At 63.0% G+C, this 23327-nt stretch carries 25 protein-coding genes; 4 read left to right on the plus strand and 21 right to left on the minus strand.

Annotated elements, in window-relative coordinates:
* Positions 1-2: 2 nt before the first annotated feature.
* The 5 genes from pabC to fabD form a co-directional block, all read right to left on the minus strand.
* Positions 3-818 carry an aminodeoxychorismate lyase gene (gene pabC / locus B2U07_RS04095; RefSeq protein ID WP_275544607.1) on the minus strand — a complete coding sequence of 272 codons (816 nt, stop codon included), beginning with the start codon at positions 816-818 and terminating at the stop codon, positions 3-5.
* Entirely contained in the window at positions 818-2062 is a 1245-nt protein-coding gene (gene fabF, locus B2U07_RS04100) for a beta-ketoacyl-ACP synthase II (protein ID WP_197855911.1), read from the minus strand. The genes pabC and fabF overlap by 1 nt, the downstream gene beginning before the upstream one ends.
* A gap of 231 nt (positions 2063-2293) precedes the next feature.
* Positions 2294-2530: an acyl carrier protein gene (gene acpP, locus B2U07_RS04105; protein WP_003245177.1), complete on the minus strand. Its 237-nt coding sequence runs from the start codon at positions 2528-2530 to the stop codon at positions 2294-2296.
* Between the two features lie 228 nt (positions 2531-2758).
* Positions 2759-3502 carry a 3-oxoacyl-ACP reductase FabG gene (gene fabG, locus B2U07_RS04110; protein WP_197855912.1) on the minus strand — a complete coding sequence of 248 codons (744 nt, stop codon included), beginning with the start codon at positions 3500-3502 and terminating at the stop codon, positions 2759-2761.
* Between the two features lie 15 nt (positions 3503-3517).
* Complete coding sequence (gene fabD, locus B2U07_RS04115) at positions 3518-4456, minus strand: ACP S-malonyltransferase (protein ID WP_275544606.1); 939 nt, start codon at positions 4454-4456, stop codon at positions 3518-3520.
* On the opposite strand from fabD, the gene B2U07_RS04120 reads away from it, so the two are divergent.
* Complete coding sequence (locus B2U07_RS04120; protein WP_275544605.1) at positions 4455-4652, plus strand: hypothetical protein; 198 nt, start codon at positions 4455-4457, stop codon at positions 4650-4652. The genes fabD and B2U07_RS04120 overlap by 2 nt on opposite strands.
* Before the next feature lie 75 nt (positions 4653-4727).
* On the opposite strand, the gene plsX is transcribed toward B2U07_RS04120, so the two are convergent.
* The 3 genes from plsX to B2U07_RS04135 are packed head-to-tail and all read right to left on the minus strand — an operon-like array spanning position 4728 to position 6465.
* Positions 4728-5738, minus strand: coding sequence for a phosphate acyltransferase PlsX (gene plsX, locus B2U07_RS04125; RefSeq protein ID WP_275544604.1), 1011 nt, complete (start codon positions 5736-5738; stop codon positions 4728-4730).
* A 3-nt stretch (positions 5739-5741) separates the two neighbouring features.
* Positions 5742-5924, minus strand: a complete 183-nt coding sequence (gene rpmF / locus B2U07_RS04130; protein WP_003245185.1) for a 50S ribosomal protein L32 — start codon at positions 5922-5924, stop codon at positions 5742-5744.
* Between the two features lie 13 nt (positions 5925-5937).
* Positions 5938-6465 (minus strand): YceD family protein, encoded by a 528-nt coding sequence (locus tag B2U07_RS04135; protein ID WP_013714813.1) that lies wholly within the window; start codon positions 6463-6465, stop codon positions 5938-5940.
* Positions 6466-6718: 253 nt separating this feature from the next.
* Between B2U07_RS04135 and B2U07_RS04140 the strand changes: the two genes are divergently transcribed.
* Positions 6719-7300: a Maf family protein gene (locus B2U07_RS04140; protein WP_275544603.1), complete on the plus strand. Its 582-nt coding sequence runs from the start codon at positions 6719-6721 to the stop codon at positions 7298-7300.
* Between the two features lie 67 nt (positions 7301-7367).
* Here B2U07_RS04140 and sppA read toward each other — a convergent pair whose 3' ends face one another.
* From sppA to rluC, 3 genes are read right to left on the minus strand one after another with little or no spacing between them, the layout of a single operon-like run.
* Positions 7368-8345 (minus strand): signal peptide peptidase SppA, encoded by a 978-nt coding sequence (gene sppA / locus B2U07_RS04145; protein ID WP_275544602.1) that lies wholly within the window; start codon positions 8343-8345, stop codon positions 7368-7370.
* On the minus strand, positions 8335-9030 hold the full coding sequence (locus B2U07_RS04150; RefSeq protein ID WP_197855917.1) for an HAD-IA family hydrolase: 696 nt from the start codon (positions 9028-9030) through the stop codon (positions 8335-8337). The genes sppA and B2U07_RS04150 overlap by 11 nt, the downstream gene beginning before the upstream one ends.
* The gene (rluC, locus tag B2U07_RS04155) at positions 9023-9976 is read right to left on the minus strand and encodes a 23S rRNA pseudouridine(955/2504/2580) synthase RluC (protein WP_275544601.1); all 954 of its coding nucleotides are present in this window, start codon (positions 9974-9976) and stop codon (positions 9023-9025) included. Before rluC ends, B2U07_RS04150 begins: the two co-directional genes overlap by 8 nt.
* A 578-nt stretch (positions 9977-10554) precedes the next feature.
* Between rluC and rne the strand changes: the two genes are divergently transcribed.
* The gene (rne, locus tag B2U07_RS04160) at positions 10555-13611 is read left to right on the plus strand and encodes a ribonuclease E (RefSeq protein ID WP_275544600.1); all 3057 of its coding nucleotides are present in this window, start codon (positions 10555-10557) and stop codon (positions 13609-13611) included.
* 115 nt (positions 13612-13726) lie between these two features.
* Here rne and murB read toward each other — a convergent pair whose 3' ends face one another.
* From murB to B2U07_RS04200, 8 genes are all read right to left on the minus strand, one after another.
* Positions 13727-14746, minus strand: a complete 1020-nt coding sequence (gene murB / locus B2U07_RS04165; RefSeq protein ID WP_275544599.1) for a UDP-N-acetylmuramate dehydrogenase — start codon at positions 14744-14746, stop codon at positions 13727-13729.
* Positions 14743-15207, minus strand: a complete 465-nt coding sequence (locus B2U07_RS04170; RefSeq protein ID WP_275544597.1) for a low molecular weight protein-tyrosine-phosphatase — start codon at positions 15205-15207, stop codon at positions 14743-14745. The genes murB and B2U07_RS04170 overlap by 4 nt, the downstream gene beginning before the upstream one ends.
* Positions 15207-15971: a 3-deoxy-manno-octulosonate cytidylyltransferase gene (gene kdsB / locus B2U07_RS04175; protein WP_275544596.1), complete on the minus strand. Its 765-nt coding sequence runs from the start codon at positions 15969-15971 to the stop codon at positions 15207-15209. The genes B2U07_RS04170 and kdsB overlap by 1 nt, the downstream gene beginning before the upstream one ends.
* Positions 15972-16157 (minus strand): Trm112 family protein, encoded by a 186-nt coding sequence (locus B2U07_RS04180; RefSeq protein ID WP_013714804.1) that lies wholly within the window; start codon positions 16155-16157, stop codon positions 15972-15974.
* Positions 16158-16179: 22 nt separating this feature from the next.
* Positions 16180-17181, minus strand: coding sequence for a tetraacyldisaccharide 4'-kinase (lpxK, locus tag B2U07_RS04185; protein ID WP_275544595.1), 1002 nt, complete (start codon positions 17179-17181; stop codon positions 16180-16182).
* Positions 17182-17610 carry an ExbD/TolR family protein gene (locus tag B2U07_RS04190; RefSeq protein WP_275544594.1) on the minus strand — a complete coding sequence of 143 codons (429 nt, stop codon included), beginning with the start codon at positions 17608-17610 and terminating at the stop codon, positions 17182-17184.
* Positions 17607-18239, minus strand: a complete 633-nt coding sequence (locus tag B2U07_RS04195) for a MotA/TolQ/ExbB proton channel family protein (RefSeq protein ID WP_013714801.1) — start codon at positions 18237-18239, stop codon at positions 17607-17609. Before B2U07_RS04195 ends, B2U07_RS04190 begins: the two co-directional genes overlap by 4 nt.
* Before the next feature lie 72 nt (positions 18240-18311).
* Entirely contained in the window at positions 18312-20525 is a 2214-nt protein-coding gene (locus B2U07_RS04200) for a DNA internalization-related competence protein ComEC/Rec2 (RefSeq protein ID WP_275545323.1), read from the minus strand.
* A 138-nt stretch (positions 20526-20663) separates the two neighbouring features.
* Here B2U07_RS04200 and B2U07_RS04205 point away from each other — a divergent pair, with 138 nt between their 5' ends.
* Positions 20664-21191, plus strand: coding sequence for a DUF2062 domain-containing protein (locus tag B2U07_RS04205; protein WP_197855924.1), 528 nt, complete (start codon positions 20664-20666; stop codon positions 21189-21191).
* Between the two features lie 195 nt (positions 21192-21386).
* Here B2U07_RS04205 and B2U07_RS04210 read toward each other — a convergent pair whose 3' ends face one another.
* Both B2U07_RS04210 and lolD read right to left on the minus strand, forming a co-directional pair.
* Positions 21387-22631 (minus strand): lipoprotein-releasing ABC transporter permease subunit, encoded by a 1245-nt coding sequence (locus tag B2U07_RS04210; RefSeq protein WP_275544593.1) that lies wholly within the window; start codon positions 22629-22631, stop codon positions 21387-21389.
* Positions 22631-23317, minus strand: coding sequence for a lipoprotein-releasing ABC transporter ATP-binding protein LolD (lolD, locus tag B2U07_RS04215; RefSeq protein ID WP_419096320.1), 687 nt, complete (start codon positions 23315-23317; stop codon positions 22631-22633). The genes B2U07_RS04210 and lolD overlap by 1 nt, the downstream gene beginning before the upstream one ends.
* Positions 23318-23327 lie beyond the last annotated feature (10 nt).

Here is a 23327-nt window from a genome sequence, read left to right on the forward strand (position 1 = left end):
AGTTATTTACTCAGTAGGTCGCAGACGATGGCCTGCAGTTTACGGGTGAGCGGCCCGACCGACCAGTGTCGCTCTTGCAGCGCCCGTACAGGCCAGATGCCGTAAAGGCTGTTGCAGAGAAAGACTTCATCGGCACTCAGCAGTTCTTCGAAGGAAATATCGCGTAACTCGATGGCCAGTCCGAGCATTTGCGCCTGCTGCAGGAGCTCTGCGCGCATCACCCCGGCCACGCCGCAGCGCGACAGATCGGCCGTCACCAGCCCGCCTTCGATGACCAGAAACAGGTTGCTGTAAACGCCTTCGATGACCCGGCCATGGCTGTCGCGCATCAGACCCTCGGCGCACTCGGCGTCCTGCCATTCGGCACGCGCCAGCACCTGCTCCAGGCGATTGAGATGTTTGAGACCGGCCAGCAAGGGTTGCTCGGCCAGACGCGTCTCGCAGGGAAACAGACGCACGCCCTGCTCGGCATGCACAGCGGGATACTGCGGCAGCGGCGCCGCCTGCAGGATGCGCAGCGGCTGACAGGGTTGTGGCGGCGCATAACCGCGCTGCCCCTCGCCACGGGTGACGACGAGCTTAGCAACACCATCGCCCAGTTGCCCGGCAAAGGCCTGCAACTCGCTTTCCATCTGCGGCAGATCGAGAGGAATGGACAGACGCCGACAGCCATCGGCCAGGCGCGCCATATGCCGCGCCAGCAACGGGATACGCCCGCCACGCACGGCGATGGTCTCGAACAGACCATCGCCGTAAGCCAGGCCACGGTCGCGAACCGACAACTGCTCGCCGGGCGCGCCGTTGACCCAGCCCTGCATCAGCCGTGGTACCGGCGGAACAGCAGCGAGCCGTTGGTGCCGCCGAAGCCGAAGGAGTTCGACAGGGCGATCTCGATTGGCATGGCCTTGGCCTGGTGCGCGACGAAGTCCAGGTCGCAGCCTTCGTCCGGCTCGTCCAGGTTGATGGTCGGCGGCGCGACCTGGTCGCGAATCGCCAACACGCTGAAGATCGCCTCGACCGCGCCCGCAGCGCCGAGCAGGTGACCGGTCATGGACTTGGTCGAACTGACCGCCAGCTTGTAGGCGTGATCGCCGAACACGTTCTTCACCGCCGCGGCTTCGGCGATGTCGCCAGCCGGGGTCGAAGTGCCGTGCGCGTTGATGTACTGCACCTGGTCGGCGTTGATGCCGGCATCACGCAGAGCTGCCGCCATGCAGCGCGCCGCACCGGCGCCATCCTCGGGCGGCGAAGTCATGTGGAAGGCGTCGCCGCTCATGCCGAAGCCGATCAGCTCGGCATAGATGGTGGCGCCACGCGCCTTGGCGTGTTCCAGCTCTTCCAGCACCAGGGCGCCGGAGCCGTCGGACAGGACGAAACCGTCACGGCCCTTGTCCCACGGACGGCTGGCCTTGGTCGGCTCGTCGTTGCGCGTCGACAGCGCGCGCGCCGCGCCGAAGCCGCCCATGCCCAGGCCGCAGGCTGCCATCTCGGCGCCGCCGGCTACCATGACGTCAGCTTCGCCATAGGCGATATTGCGCGCGGCCATGCCGATACAATGGGTGCCGGTGGTGCACGCCGTGGCGATGGCGTAGTTCGGCCCCTGCAGCCCCAGGTGGATCGACAGGAAGCCGGAAATCATGTTGATGATCGAGCCCGGGACGAAGAACGGCGAAATGCGCCGCGGCCCCTGCTCGTGCAGCGATTTGCAGTTGTTCTCGATATTGGTCAGGCCGCCAATACCGGAGCCCATGGCCACACCGATACGCTCACGATTGGCGTCGGTGATTTCCAGCCCGGAATCACGCACGGCCTGGAAGCAGGCAGCGAGACCGTACTGGATGAACAGGTCGAGCTTGCGCGCCTCCTTGGCGGACAGGTACTCCTCGACGTTGAAGCCCTTGAGCGACCCGCCAAAACGGGTGGAGTAGGCCGACAGGTCCATATGCTCGATCAGACCGATGCCACTGCGCCCGGCCAATATGCCCTGCCAGCTGCTCGGCACATCGTTACCCAGCGGCGACAGCATGCCCATACCGGTAACCACGACGCGTCTACGCGACACAGCAATCTCCTCTTGTTCTACTCAGGCGCCACATGCGCCTTGCACGTAAATAAAGGCCATGTCCACGTCATGCCGCTTTTGCAGGAGAGGATTTAACCGCGAAATCGCGAATAAATTCGCTCCAACAGAAGCCGGATCAGGGCATAAAGGTAGCTTCGACATAGCCTAAAGAAAAGCCGCACGCCTGATTAGGGCAGTGCGGCTTTTCTCGGTCAGAAAGCTGACTGTGACTTATTGCGCGTGGGCAGTCACGTAGTCGATGGCTTCCTGAACGGTGGTGATCTTCTCAGCTTGCTCGTCCGGGATCTCGGTCTCGAATTCTTCCTCGAGAGCCATCACCAGCTCAACGGTGTCAAGAGAGTCGGCACCCAGGTCTTCAACGAAGGAAGCGCTGTTGGTTACTTCCTCTTCCTTGACGCCAAGTTGCTCAGCAACGATTTTCTTGACGCGTTCTTCGATGGTGCTCATACCTTGTTTTCACTCCTATTGGACAAATCCAGGCAGCTGGTAGCGGCCAAGTGTATAGAAAGGGTTTTTAGCATTTCAAGCTGAATGCCGGGGAGCCCCCAGGAACACTTCAACGATCTGTCTATAAACCTGTTGCAGCTTTATAACGGATTTTAGACAGCCACTATGACAGTTTTCTGATGGCTCGCGTCACATTCGAGAGCCTCCGGACATTCGGAGGCGCCCTTTTTAGCTCATGTACATCCCGCCGTTCACCGGAATAGTAGCCCCAGTGACGTAACCTGCGCCATCGGAAGCCAGGAAACCGACGACCTTGGCGATCTCTTCGGCCTGACCCAGACGGCCCAGTGGAATCTGCGTCAGCAGCGCGTCGCGCTGCGCTTCCGGCAGCTCGCGGGTCATGTCGGTATCGATGAAACCGGGAGCGACCGAGTTGACGGTAATGCCGCGCGAACCGACTTCACGCGCCAGGGCGCGGCTGAAACCTTCCAGACCGGCCTTGGCGGCAGCGTAGTTGGCCTGTCCGGCGTTGCCCATGGCGCCCACCACGGAACCAATGTTGATGATCCGGCCGAAGCGCGCCTTGGTCATGCCGCGCAGCACGCCCTTGGACAGGCGATAGAGGCTGTTCAGGTTGGTGTCGATGACGTCGAACCACTCGTCGTCTTTCATGCGCAGCATCAGGTTGTCGCGGGTGATACCGGCGTTGTTGACCAGAATCGCCGGCGCACCGAACTGCTCGGCGATGGCGCCCAGCACGGCCTCGACGGACTCGGCACTGGTCACGTTCAGCTCCATACCGGTACCGTTGATGCCGTGTTCTTTCAGCGTGGCAGCGATGCGCTCGGCGCCGGATGCCGAAGTGGCAGTGCCGATGACGATGGCGCCCTGACGGCCCAGCTCCAGGGCGATTGCCTGGCCGATACCACGGCTGGCGCCAGTGACCAGCGCGACCTTACCTTGCAGACTCATGTTCGTTCTCCTTTCTCAAGCCAACGCAGCACGAGCAGCGGCGAAAGCATCGGGGGTATCCAGGTTGTAAGTGTTGATGCCTTTGACGCAGCGCTTGTTCAGGCCGCTGAGCACCTTGCCCGGGCCGCACTCGACCAGATCGGTCACGCCCTGCTCGGACAGACGCACCATCGACTCTACCCAGCGAACCGGGCTGTATAGCTGCGCCAACAGGTCGGCCTTCAGGGTGGCCAGGTCGGATACCACGGCCGCACTGACATTCTGTACCAGCGGGATTTGCGGCGCCTGCCAGTTCAGCGCCTCGACCGATTCGGCGAAACGCTCGGCGGCCGGCTTCATCAGCGCGCAGTGCGACGGCACGCTGACCGGCAGCGCCATGGCGCGCTTGGCACCACGGGCCTTGCACGCCTCGATGGCACGCTCGACGGCAGCGGCGCTACCAGCGATCACCACCTGGCCGGGGGCATTGAAGTTCACTGCACTGACCACATCACCTTGCGCCGCTTCGGCGCAGGCGGCCAGCACGTCGGCATCTTCAAGGCCGAGGATAGCGGCCATACCGCCCTGCCCGGCCGGGACAGCTTGCTGCATCAGCTGACCACGACGCTCCACCAGCTTCACGGCGTCAGCAAAGCCGATACTGCCAGCAGCGACCAAAGCGGAGTACTCACCCAGGCTGTGGCCGGCGACGAACGCCGGCTTGGCGCCGCCCTCGGCCTGCCACAGGCGCCATAGGGCGATGGAAGCGGTGAGGATGGCCGGCTGAGTCTTGTCGGTCTGGTTCAGTTGCTCTTCCGGGCCTTGCTGGGTCAGTGCCCAGAGGTCGTAGCCGAGTGCTTCAGAGGCTTCACCGAAGGTATCGAGCACCAGCTTCTGCTGGGCACCGTGATCGGCGAGCATGGCCAGGGCTTGCGAACCCTGACCGGGAAAGACGAATGCGAGGGATGCAGACATGAATAAGTCCCTTGAGTCGAAAAACCAGCGCCAGGCGAGCCTGGCGCAGCAAACTGACAGTTGGATGACAGGCTGCGTGCCGCGGTCACATTCCGCCGCAGCCCATACCCTGAAGGGCGCCTCTAAAAACGTAGGCGAGGCTGCCAGCGCAAGGCAAAAAACAGGCGAAAAAGCGCAGTTTACGCGCTGTAAATGAGCATTTTGAGCCTGTTTTTAACGCCGCGATGGCAACGCAGGTAGTTTTTAGAGGCGCCCTGAAAACGCGACGAGTCTACAGCAACAAGTTCTCAAGTCGACCATGCAGTCGCTGCGGCAAATTTTCCTGCACCTCACGCAGCGCACAGCGGATCGCGCTCTGAAAGCTCTCCAGCCCCGCCGCGCCGTGACTCTTGACCACGATGCCCTGCAGCCCGAGAAAGCTCGCGCCGTTATGCCGGGCCGGCGCCAGGTCGGCCTTGAGACGGCGCAACAAAGGCATCGCCAACGCACCGATGGCCTGAGCGAACAGGCCATCATTGAACAGCGTCTCGACCCGCCCGGTGATCATCTTCGCCAGACCTTCGCTGGACTTGAGCAGGATGTTGCCGACGAAGCCGTCGCACACCACCACGTCGGCTTCGCCACGGTACACCCCGTCGCCTTCTATATAGCCGATGAAATTCAGCCCGCTCGCCTGCTGCAACAGACTGGCCGCCAGCTTGACCTGCTGATTGCCCTTGATGTCCTCGGTACCGACATTGAGCAAGGCGACCCGAGGTCGATTGATGCCCAGCGTTTCCGCGGCAACGGCGCCCATAATCGCGAACTGGTAAAGGTGCTCGGCACTGCAGTCGACGTTGGCACCCAGATCCAGCAGGTAGCAGTGACTACGCTCGGTCGGAATCGGGCTGACCATCGCCGGTCGATCAATCCCCGGCAGGGTCTTGAGCACATAACGCGACAACGCCATCAGCGCACCGGTATTGCCGGCACTGACGCAGGCATGTGCCTGACGCTGGCGCACCAGCTCAAGCGCCACACGCATTGAGGCATCCGGCTTGCCGCGCAAGGCCTGGGCCGGACGCTCGTCCATGGCGATCACTTCACTGGCGTGATGAACCTGCAGGCGCGAGCGATCGACGCCGGACTGGCGAGCGAGCTGTTCTTCGATGAGGGGAGCTTGGCCGACGAGGGCCAGGTGCAGCGAGGGGAATTCGGCCAGCGCAGAAATGCAGGCCGGAACAATGCAGTGGGGACCGAAGTCCCCACCCATTGCATCAATCGCGATGATCGAGGCGGACAAGGATTACTCGTCAGCGCCCTTGTCGATCACTTTGCGACCGCGGTACACGCCTTCCGGAGAAACGTGGTGGCGCAGGTGAACTTCACCGGTGCTCTTCTCTACGGACAGGGTGCTGGCCTCGAGAGCGTCGTGCGAACGACGCATGTCGCGGGCGGAACGGGATTTTTTGTTCTGCTGAACAGCCATAACTCATTAACTCCTAAACGTTTGGGTCACGCTTTAACTGCGCCAATACACTGAACGGGTTGGACCGCGATACCTCGTCCTCGCCCGGCTCGGGCTCATCGAGACCGTCCGGCTGCTGGCAATCACCTGGGGCATGAGCAGGAACGATCGGCAGGGCGAGAAGCAATTCATCCTCGACCAGACCAAGCAGTTCCAGCGGCTCTTCACCCACTTCCAGCACGTCGTAGCCCTTCGGCAAGGACTGAGTGTTCGCTCCAACCCGAACCACCGCGTATTCACATTCGCTGCGGATGGGTAGCGCGACCAGCTCCAGACAACGCTGGCAGACCATTTTGACCTCAACCTCGAGCTCACTGCGGATCACCACAGTTTTCTGCTCGTCACGCGCGAAATGAAATTTCGCCTGCACCGTGCCCGCCGTATCGGCAAGCGGGTCGCAGAGACGCGGCAGGCTGGCCAGCTCGAGCTGCCCTTCGAGGGTAGCTTCGCGGTCGGCGAGCTTGCGCGGATCAACGTGAGGTGGAATCGGCCCATTCAACATAGGCGCAGCATTCTAGGGATGCGCCCTGCCCATGTCAAAGGAAATTCGGCCTGTCTTCAGGGGCACCTCTAAAAACTACCTGCGTTGTTATCGCGGCGTTAAAAACAGGCTCAAAATGCTCATTTACAGCGCGTAAACTGCGCTTTTTCGCCTGCTTTTTGCCTTGCGCCGACTGCCTCGCCTACGTTTTTAGAGGCACCCACAAGTAGCGGATCAGTAGAATTTCCCACCCACCTATATAAAGGAAGAGAACATGCCCGCGCTGCTGCTCGCCTCCAGCTCACCCTATCGCCGCGAGCTGCTCGAACGCCTGCAACTGCCCTTTAGCTGGCAGTCGCCTAGCATTGATGAAAGCCGACGAAAGGACGAAGCGGCCATCGATCTGGTCAAACGCCTGGCCGAAGAAAAGGCCCGCGCTCTCGCCGATAGCCACCCAGACCATTTGATCATCGGCTCGGACCAGGTCGCCGTGCTCGGCAGCGGCGAAATACTCGGTAAACCCCACGACCTGCCAAGAGCCCAGCAGCAACTGCGCGCCGCCAGCGGCAGCAGTGTCACCTTCCTGACCGGCCTGGCATTACTCAACGCCAGCAGCGGCGAGTGCCAGGTCGACTGCGTGCCTTTTACCGTACATTTCCGCTCAATGAGCGACGAGCAGATCCTGCGCTACCTGCAGCGCGAGCAGCCATTCGATTGCGCTGGCAGTTTCAAGTCAGAAGGTCTGGGCATCACCCTGTTCCGCAGCACCGAAGGGGAAGATTCCACCAGCCTGATCGGCCTGCCACTGATCCGCCTGGTGAATATGCTGCTGAACGAAGGCGTGGAGATTCCGTAGGGCGGGTGCAACCCGCCAATATCTGCCAGGAGCGATTTTATTCGTGAATAAATTCGCTCCTACAGAATCAGCGCAGCGTCGGCCCCTGGAAGCCCATCCACAACGCAATGCGATCGGCCACGCTGGTGCCCAGACGTTTGGCGAAGCGGTCGAACGGCGTGTCACGCTGGGTGAAATCGACCATTTCCTTCTCGCCGATCACTTCACGCGCCACGTAGCTGGCACTGCCCAGCGCGTCGACCAATCCAAGCTGCAGCGCCTGCTCGCCAGACCAGACCAACCCCGAGAACAACTCGGGATGCTCGTCTACCTTGAGACGATCACCACGCCCCTTCTTCACACTGTCGATGAACTGACGATGAGTGGTATCGAGCACGGTTTTCCAGAAGCGGGTTTCCTCTTCCTTCTGCGGCTGGAACGGATCGAGGAATGCCTTGTGCTCACCCGAGGTGTAGACGCGACGCTCGACACCCAGCTTCTCCATGGTCTCGACGAAGCCGAAACTGGCCGCAGTAACACCAATGGAACCGACCAAGCTGGCCTTGTCGGCATAGATCTCATCGGCCGCACTGGCGATGTAGTAAGCCCCGGAAGCACCGAGGTCACTGATCACCGCATAGACCTTGGTCTGCGGGTGCTCGCCGCGCAGGCGGCGAATCTCGTCATAGATATAGCCGGACTGCACCGGACTACCGCCCGGGCTGTTGATGCGCAGGATCACGCCCTTAGTATTGGCATCTTCGAAAGCCGCACGCAGGCTACCCACGACCTTGTCGGCACTGGCCTCCTCGCGATCAGCGATCATGCCGCGAATTTCGATCAGCGCCGTATGGGCGGTGGTGGTCGAGGCCGATTTCAGATCAAGCGCCGGCAACACCAGTGCCAATGCACCGAACAGATAGATAAAGGTCAGCAGCTTGAAAAAAATGCCCCAGCGACGCGAGCGGCGCTGCTCCTGAACACTGGACAGCAGGGCTTTTTCCAGCAGCTTCCAGCTCTTGGCATCCTCGCCCGAAGAAGACGATGACTTCCACTCATCCGACATGCTCACTCACCTCTGCAGAACGCTGCGCGCGATGGCCATCCAGCCATGTACGCAGCTCATTGAATTCGTTGATCGCCAGGCGCGGCGAACAGTCACGCAACAGTGACAGCGGCTGCGCACCAAAACCCACCGCAACCGCGTCCATCCCCGCATTGCGCGCCATCAAGAGATCGAAGGTCGAATCTCCGACCATCAGCGCGTGCTCAGGCTGCACCCGGCAATGCGCAAGAATCTCGTGCAGCATCAGCGGATCGGGCTTGCTCGCCGTCTCGTCAGCGCAACGGGTGATATCGAAATAATCCAGCCAACCCTTGTCGGCCAGCACCCGATGCAGCCCCTTGCGCCCCTTGCCAGTCGCGACAGCCAATTGATAACCCTGCTCGCGAAAGGCTTCGAGCGACTCGCTCACACCATCGAACAACGGCGACGGCTCGGTTTCCAGAGCCAGATACTGCTCACTGTAGGCGCTACGGATGGCTTCGATACGCAACGATTCATCGAGTTCCGGATAGAGCGTGCGAATCGCCACGCCCAGCTCCAGCCCGATAATGCCGCGCACCGCGACATCGGTGCAGCGTGGCACACCCACCACATCAGCAGCACGGTGCATGGCCTCGACGATACGGCCGATGGAATCCACCAGCGTGCCGTCCCAGTCGAAGATCAGCAGTTGATAGTCAGGCACTGAGCCGCTCCAGGGTCTTGGCCCACACTTCGTCCACTGGCGCCTCGAGCTTCAGCACCCCACCTTCAGGCAGCGGCACATGCAATTCGTAGGCATGCAGAAACAGGCGCTTGCCGCCCAGCTCGCGAATCTCACGGGTGAAGTCGTCATCACCGTACTTGGAGTCGCCAGCGATGGAGTGCCCGGCATGCTTGGCATGCACACGAATCTGGTGGGTGCGACCGGTTACCGGCTTGGCCTCGACCAGCGTGGCGAAATCACCGAAGCGGCGCAGCACGCGGAACAGCGTCAGTGCCTCCTTGCCCTCGCCATCGACCTCGACCATGCGCTCACCGGAGCGCAGGTTGCTCTTCTGCAGCGGCGCATTGACCTGCTTCTTGGCTGTCGCCCAGTGGCCGCGCACCAGCGCCATGTAGCGCTTGTCGACGCCATCGCCTCGCAGCTGCTCATGCAGATGACGCAACATGCTGCGCTTCTTGGCGATCATCAGAAGACCGGACGTATCGCGATCCAGGCGATGAACAAGCTCCAGATCCTTGGCATCAGGGCGCAGCTGACGGAAGGCCTCGATCACCCCGTAATTCAAGCCACTGCCACCATGCACGGCGATGCCGGCCGGTTTGTTCAGCACGATCAGTGCTTTGTCCTCGTAAACGATGGCCGCCTCGAGACGCTCGAGCAGCCCCTGCGCCAGCGGCTCGGGCTCGTCGCGCTCAGCAAGGCGCAACGGCGGCACACGCACCACATCGCCAGCCTGGAGTTTGTATTCGGGCTTGATCCGCCCCTTGTTGACACGCACTTCGCCCTTGCGCAGGATGCGGTAGATCAGAGTCTTGGGCACGCCCTTGAGCTGCGCCCGGAGGAAATTGTCGATGCGTTGGCCGGCGAGTTCCGGTGCAACCTCGATCAGCTGGACGCCGGAGGTTGGAGAGGCAGGAGTAGTCATCGCGCAATCATAACAATTTTTTATGGAATTGAAGCACTTAATCATTGCTGCTATAGTCGCGAACGCCGCCAAAAGCGGCCTGGCTTGCGGATGATCGCCAAACTTGCCATCCCCTGCCCGCGCAAACCTTACTTGGACGTGAGGCCGTCCCACGGATTCTTCAGGTTAGAAAGGCCGCAAAAGGCCACGAAGACTTCGGAAATAAAGCCTTGAGTATGATGCGCGATTCGCCCGCAGGGCGGTCGCGGTAAATGACAACCGCTGCGGAATCCGCGCGCGGCACCCGATTTTCAGCGATACGTGTAGGGTGGAGATGTACAACTGTCGGACTGCGTAGCACATCGCTTGATCAAAGACGCCTCATCTCGTCCGCTACCGCCAGTTGATTCCTCTTCCTGACTGAGTGCTTCTGTCACCACAGCAAGCAGGAGACGTCCGTCGCGACCGCGGCCTGATATGGCTGGCCGTCGCTAGACAGTGGAACGATTTACGACCGTTTCTGACGCGCCTGACACCGACCCTGAGAGTCGTGTGTGCCTAACGTGGCTTCCGGCAGCCCCGGAACCCATTGGTACCACATGAAAAGAATGCTGATTAACGCAACTCAGCCCGAAGAGTTGCGTGTTGCCCTGGTAGATGGCCAAAAACTCTACGATCTGGACATCGAGTCCGGCGCCCGCGAACAGAAGAAGGCCAATATCTACAAAGGCCGCATCACCCGCGTCGAACCCAGCCTTGAAGCAGCCTTCGTCGACTTCGGCTCCGAACGTCACGGTTTCCTCCCCCTCAAAGAAATCTCCCGCGAATACTTCTCCAAGGCCCCCGAAGGCGGCCGCGTCAACATCAAGGACGTGCTCAAGGAAGGCCAGGAAGTCATCGTCCAGGTCGAGAAGGAAGAACGCGGCAACAAGGGCGCAGCCCTGACCACCTTCATCAGCCTGGCCGGTCGTTACCTGGTGCTGATGCCGAACAACCCGCGCGCCGGTGGCATCTCCCGTCGCATTGAAGGCGAAGAGCGCAACGAACTGCGCGAAGCGCTGAACGGCCTCAACGCTCCGGCCGACATGGGCCTGATCGTCCGCACCGCCGGCCTCGGTCGCTCCAGCGAAGAAATGCAGTGGGACCTCGATTACCTGCTGCAACTGTGGAGCGCCATCAAGGAAGCCTCCACCAGCCGCCCTGCCCCCTTCCTGATCTACCAAGAATCCAATGTCATCATCCGCGCCATCCGCGACTACCTGCGCCAGGACATCGGCGAAGTGCTGGTCGACAGCGTCGAAGCCCAGGAAGAAGCCCTGAGCTTCATCCAGCAGGTGATGCCGCAGTACGCCAGCAAGATCAAGCTGTACGAAGACAGCGTGCCGCTGTTCAACCGCTTCCAGATCGAAAGCCAGATCGAAACCGCCTTCCAGCGTGAAGTGAAGCTGCCGTCCGGCGGCTCCATCGTCATCGACCCGACCGAAGCCCTGGTTTCCATCGACATTAACTCGGCGCGTGCCACCAAGGGCAGCGACATCGAGGAAACCGCGCTGCAGACCAACCTGGAAGCAGCCGAGGAAATCGCCCGCCAACTGCGCCTGCGCGACATCGGCGGCCTGATAGTCATCGACTTCATCGACATGACCCCGGCCAAGAACCAGCGCGCCGTCGAAGAGAAGGTGCGTGAAGCCCTGGAAGCCGACCGTGCCCGCGTTCAGGTCGGTCGCATCTCGCGCTTCGGCCTGCTGGAAATGTCCCGTCAGCGTCTGCGTCCGTCCCTGGGCGAGACCAGCGGCATCGTCTGCCCGCGCTGCAACGGTCAAGGCATCATCCGCGACGTCGAATCCCTGTCGCTGGCCATCCTGCGCCTGATCGAAGAAGAAGCGCTGAAGGACCGCACCGCCGAAGTTCGTGCCCAGGTGCCGATCCCGGTCGCCGCCTTCCTGCTCAACGAGAAGCGCAACTCGATCACCAAGATCGAACTGCGCACCCGTGCGCGCATCGTGATCCTGCCGAACGATCACCTGGAAACCCCGCACTTCGAAGTGCAGCGCCTGCGTGACGACAGCCCGGAAGCGCTGAGCGGCCAGACCAGCTACGAAATCGCCGCCACCGCAGAAAACGAAGAAGCTGCCGCTCACCCGGCCGCCGCCACGCGCACCCTGGTTCGCCAGGAAGCCGCGATCAAGGCCGCCCCGCGCAGCAGCGCTCCGGTCGCCGCCGAGCCGCAACCGGCTCCACTGGCTCCGACCAAGGCACCTGAGCCGAGCCTGTTCAAAGGCCTGGTGAAGTCCCTGGTCAGCCTGTTTGCCGGCAAGGAAGAAGAAGCTCAGCCAGCCGTGGCCGAGAAAAAGAGCAGCGAGCGCCCGCCGCGCGAAGAACGCCGCAACGGTCGTCAGCAGAGCCGCAACCGTGGCGGTCGCCGCGATGACGAGCGCAAGTCCCGCGAAGAGCGCGCCCCGCGCGAAGAGCGCCAGACTCGCGAGCCACGCGAAGAACGCCAGCCGCGTGAAGAGCGTCAGCCGCGTGAAGAACGTGCCCCGCGCGAGCCGCGTGAAGGCCAGGAGAACCGCCGCGAGCGCAAGCCACGCGAAGAGCGTGCTCCGCGTGAAGAGCGCGTGCGCGAGCTGCGTGAGCCGCTGGACGCCGCCGGTAACGAGCAACGCGAAGAGCGCGCCGAGCGTCAGCCCCGTGGCGAGCGCCAGGAGCGTCAACGCCCGCCGCGCGAAGAGCGTCAGCCGCGTGCCGAGCAGGCCGAGGCTCTGCAGGACGAAGCCCTGCCAAACGAAGAACAGCTGCAGGATGACGAGCAGGACAACAACGACGGTGAACGTCCGCGTCGCCGTTCCCGTGGTCAGCGTCGCCGCAGCAACCGTCGCGAGCGTCAGCGTGATGCCGATGGCAACCTGATCGAAAGCGCCGAGAACAGCGAAGCCGCAGGTAACGAAGCTCAAGCAGCCGCTCCAGCTGCCGTAGCGACTGCTGCCGCCGTGGTCGCAGAAAGCGTCGACAGCAGCGAAGCCGTTGCCAGCGAAGCTCCGATCAGCGAAGTCCCGGCCGTTGCAGCACCGACTGCCCAGGCTGAAGAGACCCCTGCCGCTCAAGCGGTCGAGGCGCAAGCCGAGGCTAGCGTAAGCGAAGTGATCGAAACCGCTCCGGTCGTAGAGAAGCAAGCTGAAGCAGCCCCGGCCGCAGTCGCAACCCCTGCTGCCGTTGAAGTGCCACTCGCCGAGCCGGCCACTCAAGCTGAGCCGACGGTCGAAGTCGCCCAGGAGCCTGCTCCGGCGCCGGTCGAGCAAGCGCCTGCTGCCGCACCGGTTCCGGCAAATGCCACTGGCCGTGCACCGAACGATCCGCGTGAAGTGCGTCGTCGTCAGCGTGAAGCCGAGCGCCTGGCTCGCGAAGCTGCCCAGGCCGCTGCTGCAGCCCCGGCTGTAGAGGCTGCTCCGGTAGTCGAAGCCGCTCCGGCCGCTGAAGCGAGCCCCCTGGCAGAAACCGAAGCCACTGCAGTCGAAACCGCTCCTGCGGTCGAGCCAGTCGCCGAAGCCGAAGCCACTCCTATCGTCCGCGAGCAAAACGTGAGCGAAGCGGTAGAGCAAGCGCAGCCGGAAGAAGAGACGCCAGCCGACAAGGAAGAGGTCAAGCCTCAGGCTTGATCCTCCTGCGGTAACTAAAAAGGGGATGCCTAGGCATCCCCTTTTTCATGTCCGTCACTGATAGCCCGGATGCAATCCGGGAATGGCGGTCGTCGGATCACGTCCGCCCCGCAGATCAAAGCACGTTCGGTTCGATTTCCAGCGTAACGCCGAAACGCTGCAAGATATCGCTCTGGATGCGCTGCGCCAGCTGCAGCAGCTGCGCACCCGTCGCTTGGCCGTAGTTGACCAGCACCAACGCCTGCAGGCGGTGAACGCCGGCATCACCCTCGCGTACCCCCTTCCACCCTGCCCGCTCGATCAGCCAGCCGGCTGCCAGCTTCACCAGGCCATCGCCCGCCGGATAGCTGACCAGGTCAGCATGCTCGGCGCGGATGTGCTCGGCCAGCTCGAACGACACCACCGGATTCTTGAAGAAACTGCCGGCATTACCCAGCTCGACGGGATTCGGCAGCTTTTCGCTGCGAATGGCACAGATAGCCTGGCTGACGTCGCTGGCGGTCGGCGCTTCCACACCCATCTCGGCGAGGCGCTGGCGCACCGGACCGTAATCCAGTCGCAGCGAAGCCAGGCGGCTCAAGCGAAAGCGCACTCGCAGGATCAACCAACGTCCGGCTTCACGCTTGAACAGGCTGTCGCGATAGGCGAAGGCGCACTCCTCTAGCGCGAAATCGCGCAGCTCACCGGTATGCCGATCCAGTGCGGTCAGGCCGGCGAACAGGTCCTTGATCTCCACGCCATAGGCACCGATGTTCTGCATCGGCGCCGCGCCGACGGTGCCGGGGATCAGGCTGAGGTTTTCCAGGCCGCTCAGGCCCTGCGCCAGACTCCACTGCACGAAGGGATGCCAGGGTTCACCTGCCTCCGCCTCGACCAGTACCTGATCGCCATCCTCTTCGAGAATGCGAATACCACGGCTGGCCATGCGTAGCACCAGCGCCTCGACATCGCGAGTCAGCAACAGGTTGCTGCCACCGCCGATCACCAGCAGCGGCAAGCTCTGCTGCCCAGCCAGACGCAGCGCCTCGCGCACATCGTCATCGTTGTAGGCTTCGGCGAAACGCCGTGCACGCACGTCGACACCAAAGCTGTTGAAGGCCTTGAGCGAAACGTCGCTCTGCAGATTCAGGCTCACAGGCGCCCCTTGATTTCGCTCAGCAGCGCATCGCTGGCCTGCTCGATCAGGTCCAGCACCTGCTCGAAGCCCTCTTCGCCGCCGTAGTACGGGTCGGGCACCTCATCCAGTGCCAGGTCATAGCGACGCAGGTACAGATCCAGATCGGCGCGGGCATCGGCTGGGCGCAGCGCCTTGAGGTTGAGCAAGTTGCTCTGATCCATGGCCAGGATCAGGTCGAAGCGCTGGAAATCGGCGGCTTCCACCTGACGCGCACGCTGCGCGGACAGGTCATAACCACGGCTCAGGGCAGCCTGACGCGTGCGGCTGTCCGGCGTTTTGCCGACATGCCAGTCGCCGGTGCCGGCGGAATCCACCTGCACGCGATCCTCCAGCCCCGCCGCGCGCAGCTTGTGGCGAAACACGCCTTCAGCCGTGGGCGAACGGCAGATGTTGCCCAGACAAACGAACAGGACCTTCATCAGCCACCCAGCAGGCGGCGCACCCGCTCCAGGTCTTCGGCGGTATCCACGCCAGCAGCCGGCGCTTCGAGCGCATCGGCAACATGGATGCGCACACCGTTATACAGCGCACGCAATTGCTCCAGGCACTCGGTATCTTCCAGCCAGCATGGGCCCCAGGCCACGAAGTCATGCAGGAAGCCCGCGCGGTAGGCGTAGATGCCGATATGGCGGCGGTACGGCACACCTTGCGGTAACACATCGCGGCTCTTGGCGAAGGCATCGCGCGCCCAAGCCAGCGGCGCACGGCTGAAGGTCAGGGCCAAGCCGTTCTTGTCGGCGACCACCTTGACCACGTTGGGGTTGAACAACGCGGTGACGTCTTCGATGGGCTCGGCCAGGGTGGCGATACCCGCCTGCGGATTGGCCGCCAGGTTAGCCGCCACCTGATCGATGATCATCGGCGGAATCAATGGCTCGTCGCCCTGCACGTTGACCACGATGGCATCGGCCGGCAGACCAAGCTGGGTGGCAACTTCGGCCAGGCGGTCGGTGCCGGAGTTGTGATCCTCGCGAGTCAGCAGCACCTCGGCGCCGAACGCCTGACAGGCGTCGACGATGCGCGCATCGTCGGTGGCGATCACGACCTGGCTGGCCGAACTCTTCTTCGCCTGCTCCCAGACATGCTGCACCATCGGCTTGCCGGCGATGTCCTGCAGCGGCTTGCCGGGCAGACGAGTGGAGGCGTAACGGGCGGGAATGACGACGGTGAAGGCTGCACTCATTTACTTGTCCAGGCGCTCGTCGGTGTTCAGGGTGCGTGCTTCGCTTTCCAGCATCACCGGGATGCCATCGCGGATCGGGTAGGCCACGCCGGCGCCCTTGCTGATCAGTTCGGTCTTGTCTTCGGAAAGCTGCAGCGGGCCCTTGCAGATCGGGCAGGCGAGAATGTCGAGCAGTTTAAGGTCCATGGCGCAGTCCTTGATGGGGTCATCAAGACCCCGGTATGAGGCGAGCCAGCTCCTTGTCCAGCCAGTCGACGAAAGCCGGCGTAGGCACGGCGTCGACGGCCAGGTACCACCAGTCGGCGGCGGCGAAGGCCCGGCATTTCACCGCATCCTTTTCCGTCATCAGCAGCGGCAGCGCCGGCTCGAAACTGAGCTGCGCGGCATCGTACTGGGCATGGTCGGCAAAGGGGTGCGGAACCGGCCGCCAGTTTAGCGCTTCGAGGGTATTGAAGAAACGTTGCGGGTTGCCGATGCCGGCGACCGCATGCACGGGTTGGCCCGAGGGGAAATGCTCCAGCCCTACCCGCTCGCCAGTGGCCAGGTTGACCAGTGCGGTCGGCTGCAGGCCAAAAGCGTAACCGTCGCCGCGGTCGACTTCGGCGCCGTTGAACAGCACCGCATCCACCTCACGTAGACGCTCGGCCGGCTCACGCAGCGGCCCGGCGGGCAGGCAGCGGCGATTGCCCAGGCCGCGCGCGGCATCGATCAGCACCAGCTCCAGGTCGCGCGCCAGACGGTAGTGCTGCAGGCCGTCGTCGCAGAGGATCAGATCCAATGGCTCCTCGGCCAGCAGTGCACGCACCGCGCGGCTGCGGTCCGGATCGATCATCAGCGGCACGCCCGTGCGCTGGACGATCAGCAGCGGCTCGTCACCGGCCTGGCTCGCGGGCTGCTCGGCACGCACGCGCCAAGGCAGGCTCGGCGGCGTGGCGCCATAGCCGCGACTGACCACGCCGACCTTGAGGCCACGAGCCCGGCAGTGTTCGATCAGAAAGAGGATCAGCGGCGTCTTGCCGGTGCCGCCGATGGTGATGTTGCCCACCACCAGCACCGGCACCGGCGCACGGTAGATGTCACCCTGGCCGGCGAGAAAACGCTTGCGCTTGCCCTGTACCACGCGGCGATACAGCCACTCCAGCGGACGCAGCAGCGCCAGCGCCGGGTGGCCGCGATACCAGGCCTCGAGCAGGCGATCAGCAGCGCTCACTTAAGGATTTTCCTGTGCTTCCACCGTGGTGATGCGCAGGTGCGAGAAGCCCAACTTGCCAGCGGCGTCCATGGCAGTGATCACCGCCTGATGCGGCGTCTTGCCATCGGCGCTGATGATCAGCGGCAGGCTGTTGTCGCCCTCGGACTCCTTCTGCAGCGCAGCCATGAGATTGCTCAGGTTGCTCTCCAGCAGCGCCTTGCCGTTGACCGAAAACGCGCCATCGGCACCGATCAGCACCTCGACCTGCTTCAGCTCGGTCTGCTCCGGCGGCGTGCCGCTGGCCGCCTCGGGCAGGTCGACCTTGAGCTGGGTTTCGCGGGTGAAGGTGGTGGTGACCACGAAGAACAGCAGCAGGATGAATACCACGTCGATCAACGAGGCCAGGTTGATCTCGACGTTCTCCCGCGGTTTACGCCGGAATTTCACGCCTTGCCCTCGCCCAGGTCGACGTCGCGATCACCCTGGACCATTTCCACCAGTTTGATCGCTTCCTGCTCCATGCCCACCACCAGCTCGTCGACGCGACGCTGCAGGTAGCGATGGAAGAACAGTGCCGGAATCGCCACCATCAGGCCGGCTGCGGTGGTGATCAGCGCCTTGGAGATGCCTCCGGCGAGCATCGGCGCGTTGGCCATGCCCGAGCCCATGAAGGAGCTGAAGATCTCGATCATACCCAGCACGGTGCCAAGCAGGCCGAGCAGCGGTGCGATGCCGGCGATGGTACCGAGGGCGTTGAGGTAGCGCTCCAGATCATGGATGACGCGCGCGGCAGCCTCCTCGATGCACTCTTTCATGATCTCGCGACCATGCTTGGAGTTGGCCAGGCCGGCGGCGAGAATCTGCCCCAGCGGCGAATCCTCACGCAGCTCCTTGAGCTTCTGGTTGTTGAGTTTCTTGTCCTTGATCCAGCGCCATACCTGGGCCAGCAGATTGGCCGGGGTGACGCGGGCGGGCCGCAGGGTCCACAGGCGCTCGGCAACGATACCGGCAGCAGCGATGGAACAGAGAATGATCGGCAGCATCATCCAGCCGCCAGCTTTGACCAGTTCCCACACGGTAGAGAATCCCCCTCGAAAAAGTGGCGCCACTCTAGCACAGGGGGCAACGCCCGCCGACCGCCGCCGTTCTCATTTTTCCCGCCAGAAACGTGCCTCGCGTCGCAATGCCTGCGCTGCGCCATGCTCACCCAGGCGCAGATGCAGCGCGCCATCGAGCGCGGTGTCGTGCACCTGAACGCCCGCTGCCCGATAACGCTCTAGCACCTGCGGATGAGGATGACCGAAGGCATTGTGGCGGCTGCGGGTGATCAGCACATGCTGCGCCCCGACCGCGTCGATGAACGCCTGGCTGGACGAGGTGCGACTGCCATGATGAGGCGCCAGCAGCCACTGAGAAGCCAGGGGAAAGTCGGCCTGCATCAGCGCCCGTTCGGCCTGTACGTCGATATCGCCGGTCAACAGCAGGCGCTCGCCCGCAGCCTCTATCTGCAGAACACAAGACAGCTGGTTGCCGGAACTGGCCCGCTCCCACTGCCACAACCTAAAGGTCACCGCGTTCCATTGCCAGCTTTGTCCTGACTCGCACGCTTCGGCGCCAAGCGCATCGGCCAGCCTTTGCGGTTCACCGCTGACCACCCTCGACACCGGCATCCCGGCCTTGATCGCGGCCGCGCCGCCGGCATGATCGTTATCGGCATGGCTGAGCAGCATCAAGTCGAGCTGCCTGAGGTTCAGCGCCCGCAACGAGGGCAGGACGATTCGCTCACCGGTATCGAAATCACCGAAGCGCGGCCCGGCGTCATACAGCAGAGCGTGCTCTCGGGTACGCACCAGCACCGCCAGCCCCTGCCCCACATCCAGCACCCAGATGTCGGCGCGACCATCATCCAGATGCGGCGCTGGCAACAGCAATGCGGGCAACAACAGCGCAAGACCGGGCAGACGCAGCGGCACTCCGGCCGGTAAAAGGAGCAGCAGAGCACCGGCTGCCGCCAGCAACCATGCCCACAGCGGCATAACGCTCGGCAGCCAGGCGGGTAGCCAGCCGGCGATGATGCCGAGCAACTCGAACAGGAGGTGCAGCGCACCACCGGCCAGCCACAACAGCCCTTCGCCCAGCATCGGTATAGGCAACAGCAAGGTGCCCAGCAAGGCCAGAGGCACGACTACCAACCCGACCCAGGGCACGGCGATCAGATTGGCCAACGGCCCGCTGCTGCTGACCGGCAGGCCGAGGATCAACATCATCGGCAACAGGCCGATGGCCATGGTCCATTGCGCACGCGTGAGCCCGCGCCACCAACCCCAGACGCCGAGCCGACCGCCAAACACCAGAGCCAGAATCGCCACCGCCGAAAACGACAACCAGAAACCCGGCTGCAAGGACGCCAGCGGCTCCAGCAGCAGAACCACGATCAAGGCCAGCAACAATGGCCACCACGCGCCCAGATGGCGAAAGCGCATGCGCCACAGCAGCACCAACGCGACCATCACGCAGGCCCTGCGCACCGGCACCTCAAAGCCCGCCAGCAAGCCATAGGTCAAGGCCCCGCCCAGGGCCAGCGCACAGGCGCAAGGTAACCATGGCCAGCGCGCCGGCCATGCGCCGAGCTTCGCCAGCAAGGCCACCAAACCGTAGAGAAAGCCGGCCAGCAGTCCGATGTGCTGCCCGGAAATGACCATCAGGTGCACCGTGCCGGTGTGTTGCAACAGGCGCCAATCTTCGCTGCTCAAGCCAGAACCGTCGCCCAGAACCAAAGCGGCGATGGCGCCTTCGCGCTCAACAGCTGGCGCCGCCAACAAGCGTTGGCGCAGGCTGTCGCGCCAACTACCCAGGCCCGAAGCTGGAGCAAGGCGCTGACCGGACTTGATCGTGCCCGTGGCGCCGATACGCTGCGCCAGCAACCAGGCTTCGTAGTCGAAGCTCTGCGGATTGACCAGGCCATGCGGCCGCTTCAGGTTGACCGCCAGACGCCAGCGCTCGCCGCCCTGCACAGTCGGCCCGCCATACCAGGCCACCCGCAACCTTTTTGGCAGCTCGGCGCGACGCGATTGCGCATCCTCCAGCAGGAAGCGCACCACACCATCGGATACCTCGGGCAATCCGACCACCCGTCCTTCCAGCCATAGCGTGCGGCCGTCGAGCTCAGGGGCGAGGCGATCGTCCAGCGCCCACTGCGCAGAACCGCAGGCGCAGGCCAGCCCCAGCAAAAAGAACCCCAGCGGATAGAGACGCGAGAGCAGCGAAGCCATGCCGACACAAGCTGCAACCAGCAACAGCCAGCCTGGCGGCAGGCTCGGCAGAAAGCGCAAGCTGAGCAGCCCCAAGGCCAGCGCCAACATCCCTGTTCGCATCCATCCTCCCTGCTCATCGAGCTACAGCGAACGCGTCCGGCGCTCACCTTCGGTCACAATATGAAAACGCTGGCCGAGCCGAATCCGTGCATAATATCGGCGCTTTTGCCTGCCCAGAGACTCTTCATGCCGCGTCGTTTATTCAAGCGCTACATGCCCACCCCCGACAGCATCAAGGGTAACAAGTCCCTGCGCTTTCTCGGCAAGCTGATTCATGATCCCAATCTCTGGCACCTCAACCGTCACTCTGTAGCGCGCGGCATGGCCATCGGCCTGTTCTGGGCGATGATCCCCATGCCGATGCAGATGCTGGCCGCCGCCGCCGTCGCCATTCCGCTGCGCGCCAACCTGCCGATCTCCATCGGCCTGGTCTGGCTGACCAACCCCATCACCATGCCGCCGATCTTCTACTGCACCTACAAACTCGGTGCATGGATCATGCAGACACCGCCGGTGCGCATGCCGCAAACCCTGAGCCTGGAATGGATCACGGCCGAGGTCGCCATCCTGTGGAAGCCGCTGTACCTCGGCTCTTTCATCTCCGGTCTGGTGCTCGCCGCACTGGCCTATGTGCTGACCATGCTCTACTGGCGCTGGTGGGTCCAGCGCAGTTGGCGCAAGCGTCAGGAAAAGCGCCGCCAGCAACGCCCCTGAAAAGAAAAAGCCGTCGAATACCAGGCCGTGTGAAAACGTAGCGAGCGAAGGTCAGGCAAGGCAAAAGCAGGCGAAGAAGCGCAGTTTACAAGTGGTAAATGAGCATTCGACCGGGCTGGCGTTCCAGCCTGCTTTTAACGCAGCATGACCGAGCGCAGTAGTTTTCGCACAGCCTGGTTCGACGGCTTTTCGTTCTTACTCGTAGCGCAGCGCTTCGGCCGGTTGTACCTGCGCCGCGCGCCAGGATGGGTAGAGCGTGGCGAGGAAGCTCAGGATCAATGCCGCCGAGCAGATCAGCGCCACATCCAGCCACTGCAGGTCCGATGGCAGGCTGCTGATGAAGTACACGTCGGAGCTCAGCACCTGCTGTCCGGCGAAGGATTCCAGCCAGGCCACCAGCGCACTGACATTCAGCGCCGCCAGCACGCCAAGTACCGTGCCGATCAGGGTGCCGACCAGGCCGATCACCGAGCCCTGCACCATGAAGATGGCCATGATCTGCCGTGGCGTAGCGCCCAGGGTGCGCAGGATGGCGATATCACCGCCCTTGTCGGCGACCACCATGATCAGGGTGGCGATGATATTGAAGGCAGCGACTGCGACGATCAGCAGCAGAAGCAGGCCGATCATGGTCTTTTCCATCTTCATCGCGCTGAACAGGCTGCCTTGGGTATGGGTCCAGTCATCGGCGCGGTAATCGGCGCCCAGCTCGGTAAGCAGCGCCTTGGACACCTGCGGCGCCTGGTAGAGATCCTTCAGCGCCAGGCGGATGCCCGGCACCGTGCCCTCCGGCAGGCGCTGCATGGCTGCGGCATCGGCGACGTTGATCAGCGCCAGCGAGCTGTCCAGCTCGGCACCAACCTTGAACACCGCTGCCACGTTCAGGCGCTGCATGCGCGGCGTGACACCACCAGGAGCATTGCTCAGCTCGGGAATGATCAGCGTCAGCTTGTCGCCCACCTGCAGACCGAAGCGCCGTGCAGTGATATCACCGATCACCACGCCGAACTCACCGGGTTGCAGGTTGTTCAGGCTGCCCTGACGGATATGGTCGGGCAGGATCGACACCTTGCCCTCCTCCGCCGGATCGATGCCGTGGATCTGGATCGGCTGCATCAGCCCGCGATGCGAAAGCATGCCCTCCAACTCGGCATAAGGCGCGGCCGCCTGCACCTGCGGATTGGCCTTGGCCTTTTCCGCCAGGGCGCGCCAGTCGGCAACCGGCTCGGCGCCATAGACCATGGCGTGCGGCACCATACCGAGAATCCGTGAGCTCATTTCCTTCTGGAAGCCGTTCATCACCGACAGCACCACGATCATCGCCAGTACGCCGAGCGCCAGGCCGATCATCGAAGTCAGCGAAATGAAGGAAATGAAGTGATTGCGGCGCTTGGCCCGTGTGTAGCGAGCGCCGATGAAGATACTCAGCGGACGAAACATCAGAGGGCCACCAGCTTGCCGTCCTGCAGGCTCAGCACGCGATCCATCTGCCGCGCCAGCTGCATGTCGTGAGTCACCACCAGGAATGCGGTATTGGAGTCACGGCTGAGCTCGCGCATCAGCTCCTGAATACCTTCGGCGGTGTGCTGATCGAGGTTGCCGGTTGGCTCGTCAAGCAGCACCAGCCCCGGGCGATTGACCAGCGCGCGGGCGATGGCCACACGCTGGCGCTCGCCACCAGACAGTTCTGACGGCTTGTGATTGAGGCGATGCCCCAGCCCCACGCGCTCCAGCAATGCAGTCGCGCGCTGGCGCGCTTCGGCGATCGACGTCTTGCCGATCAGCAGCGGCATGCAGGCATTCTCCAGCGCAGTGAATTCAGCCAGCAGGTGATGGAACTGATAGACGAAACCCAGCGCCCGATTACGCAGCAACCCACGGGCGGTCTCGCTCAGCGCCGACAGTTGCTCACCGGCCAGCCACACACTGCCCTCGCTGGGCGTATCCAGGCCGCCGAGCATGTTCAGCAGAGTGCTCTTGCCGGAACCGGAGCTGCCGACGATGGCCACGCGCTCGCCGGGAAAGAGTTCCAGTTCGAGCCCGTCGAGCACGACCACCGACTCGGGGCCCTCGTCGTAACGCTTGCTCAGGTTGCGGCAGCTGAGCACGGCATTCTGCTGTTTCATGGCGTTCTGG

Source organism: Pseudomonas sp. UBA7530 (genome assembly GCF_002479365.1).
In the GTDB taxonomy this organism is placed as follows: domain Bacteria; phylum Pseudomonadota; class Gammaproteobacteria; order Pseudomonadales; family Pseudomonadaceae; genus Aquipseudomonas.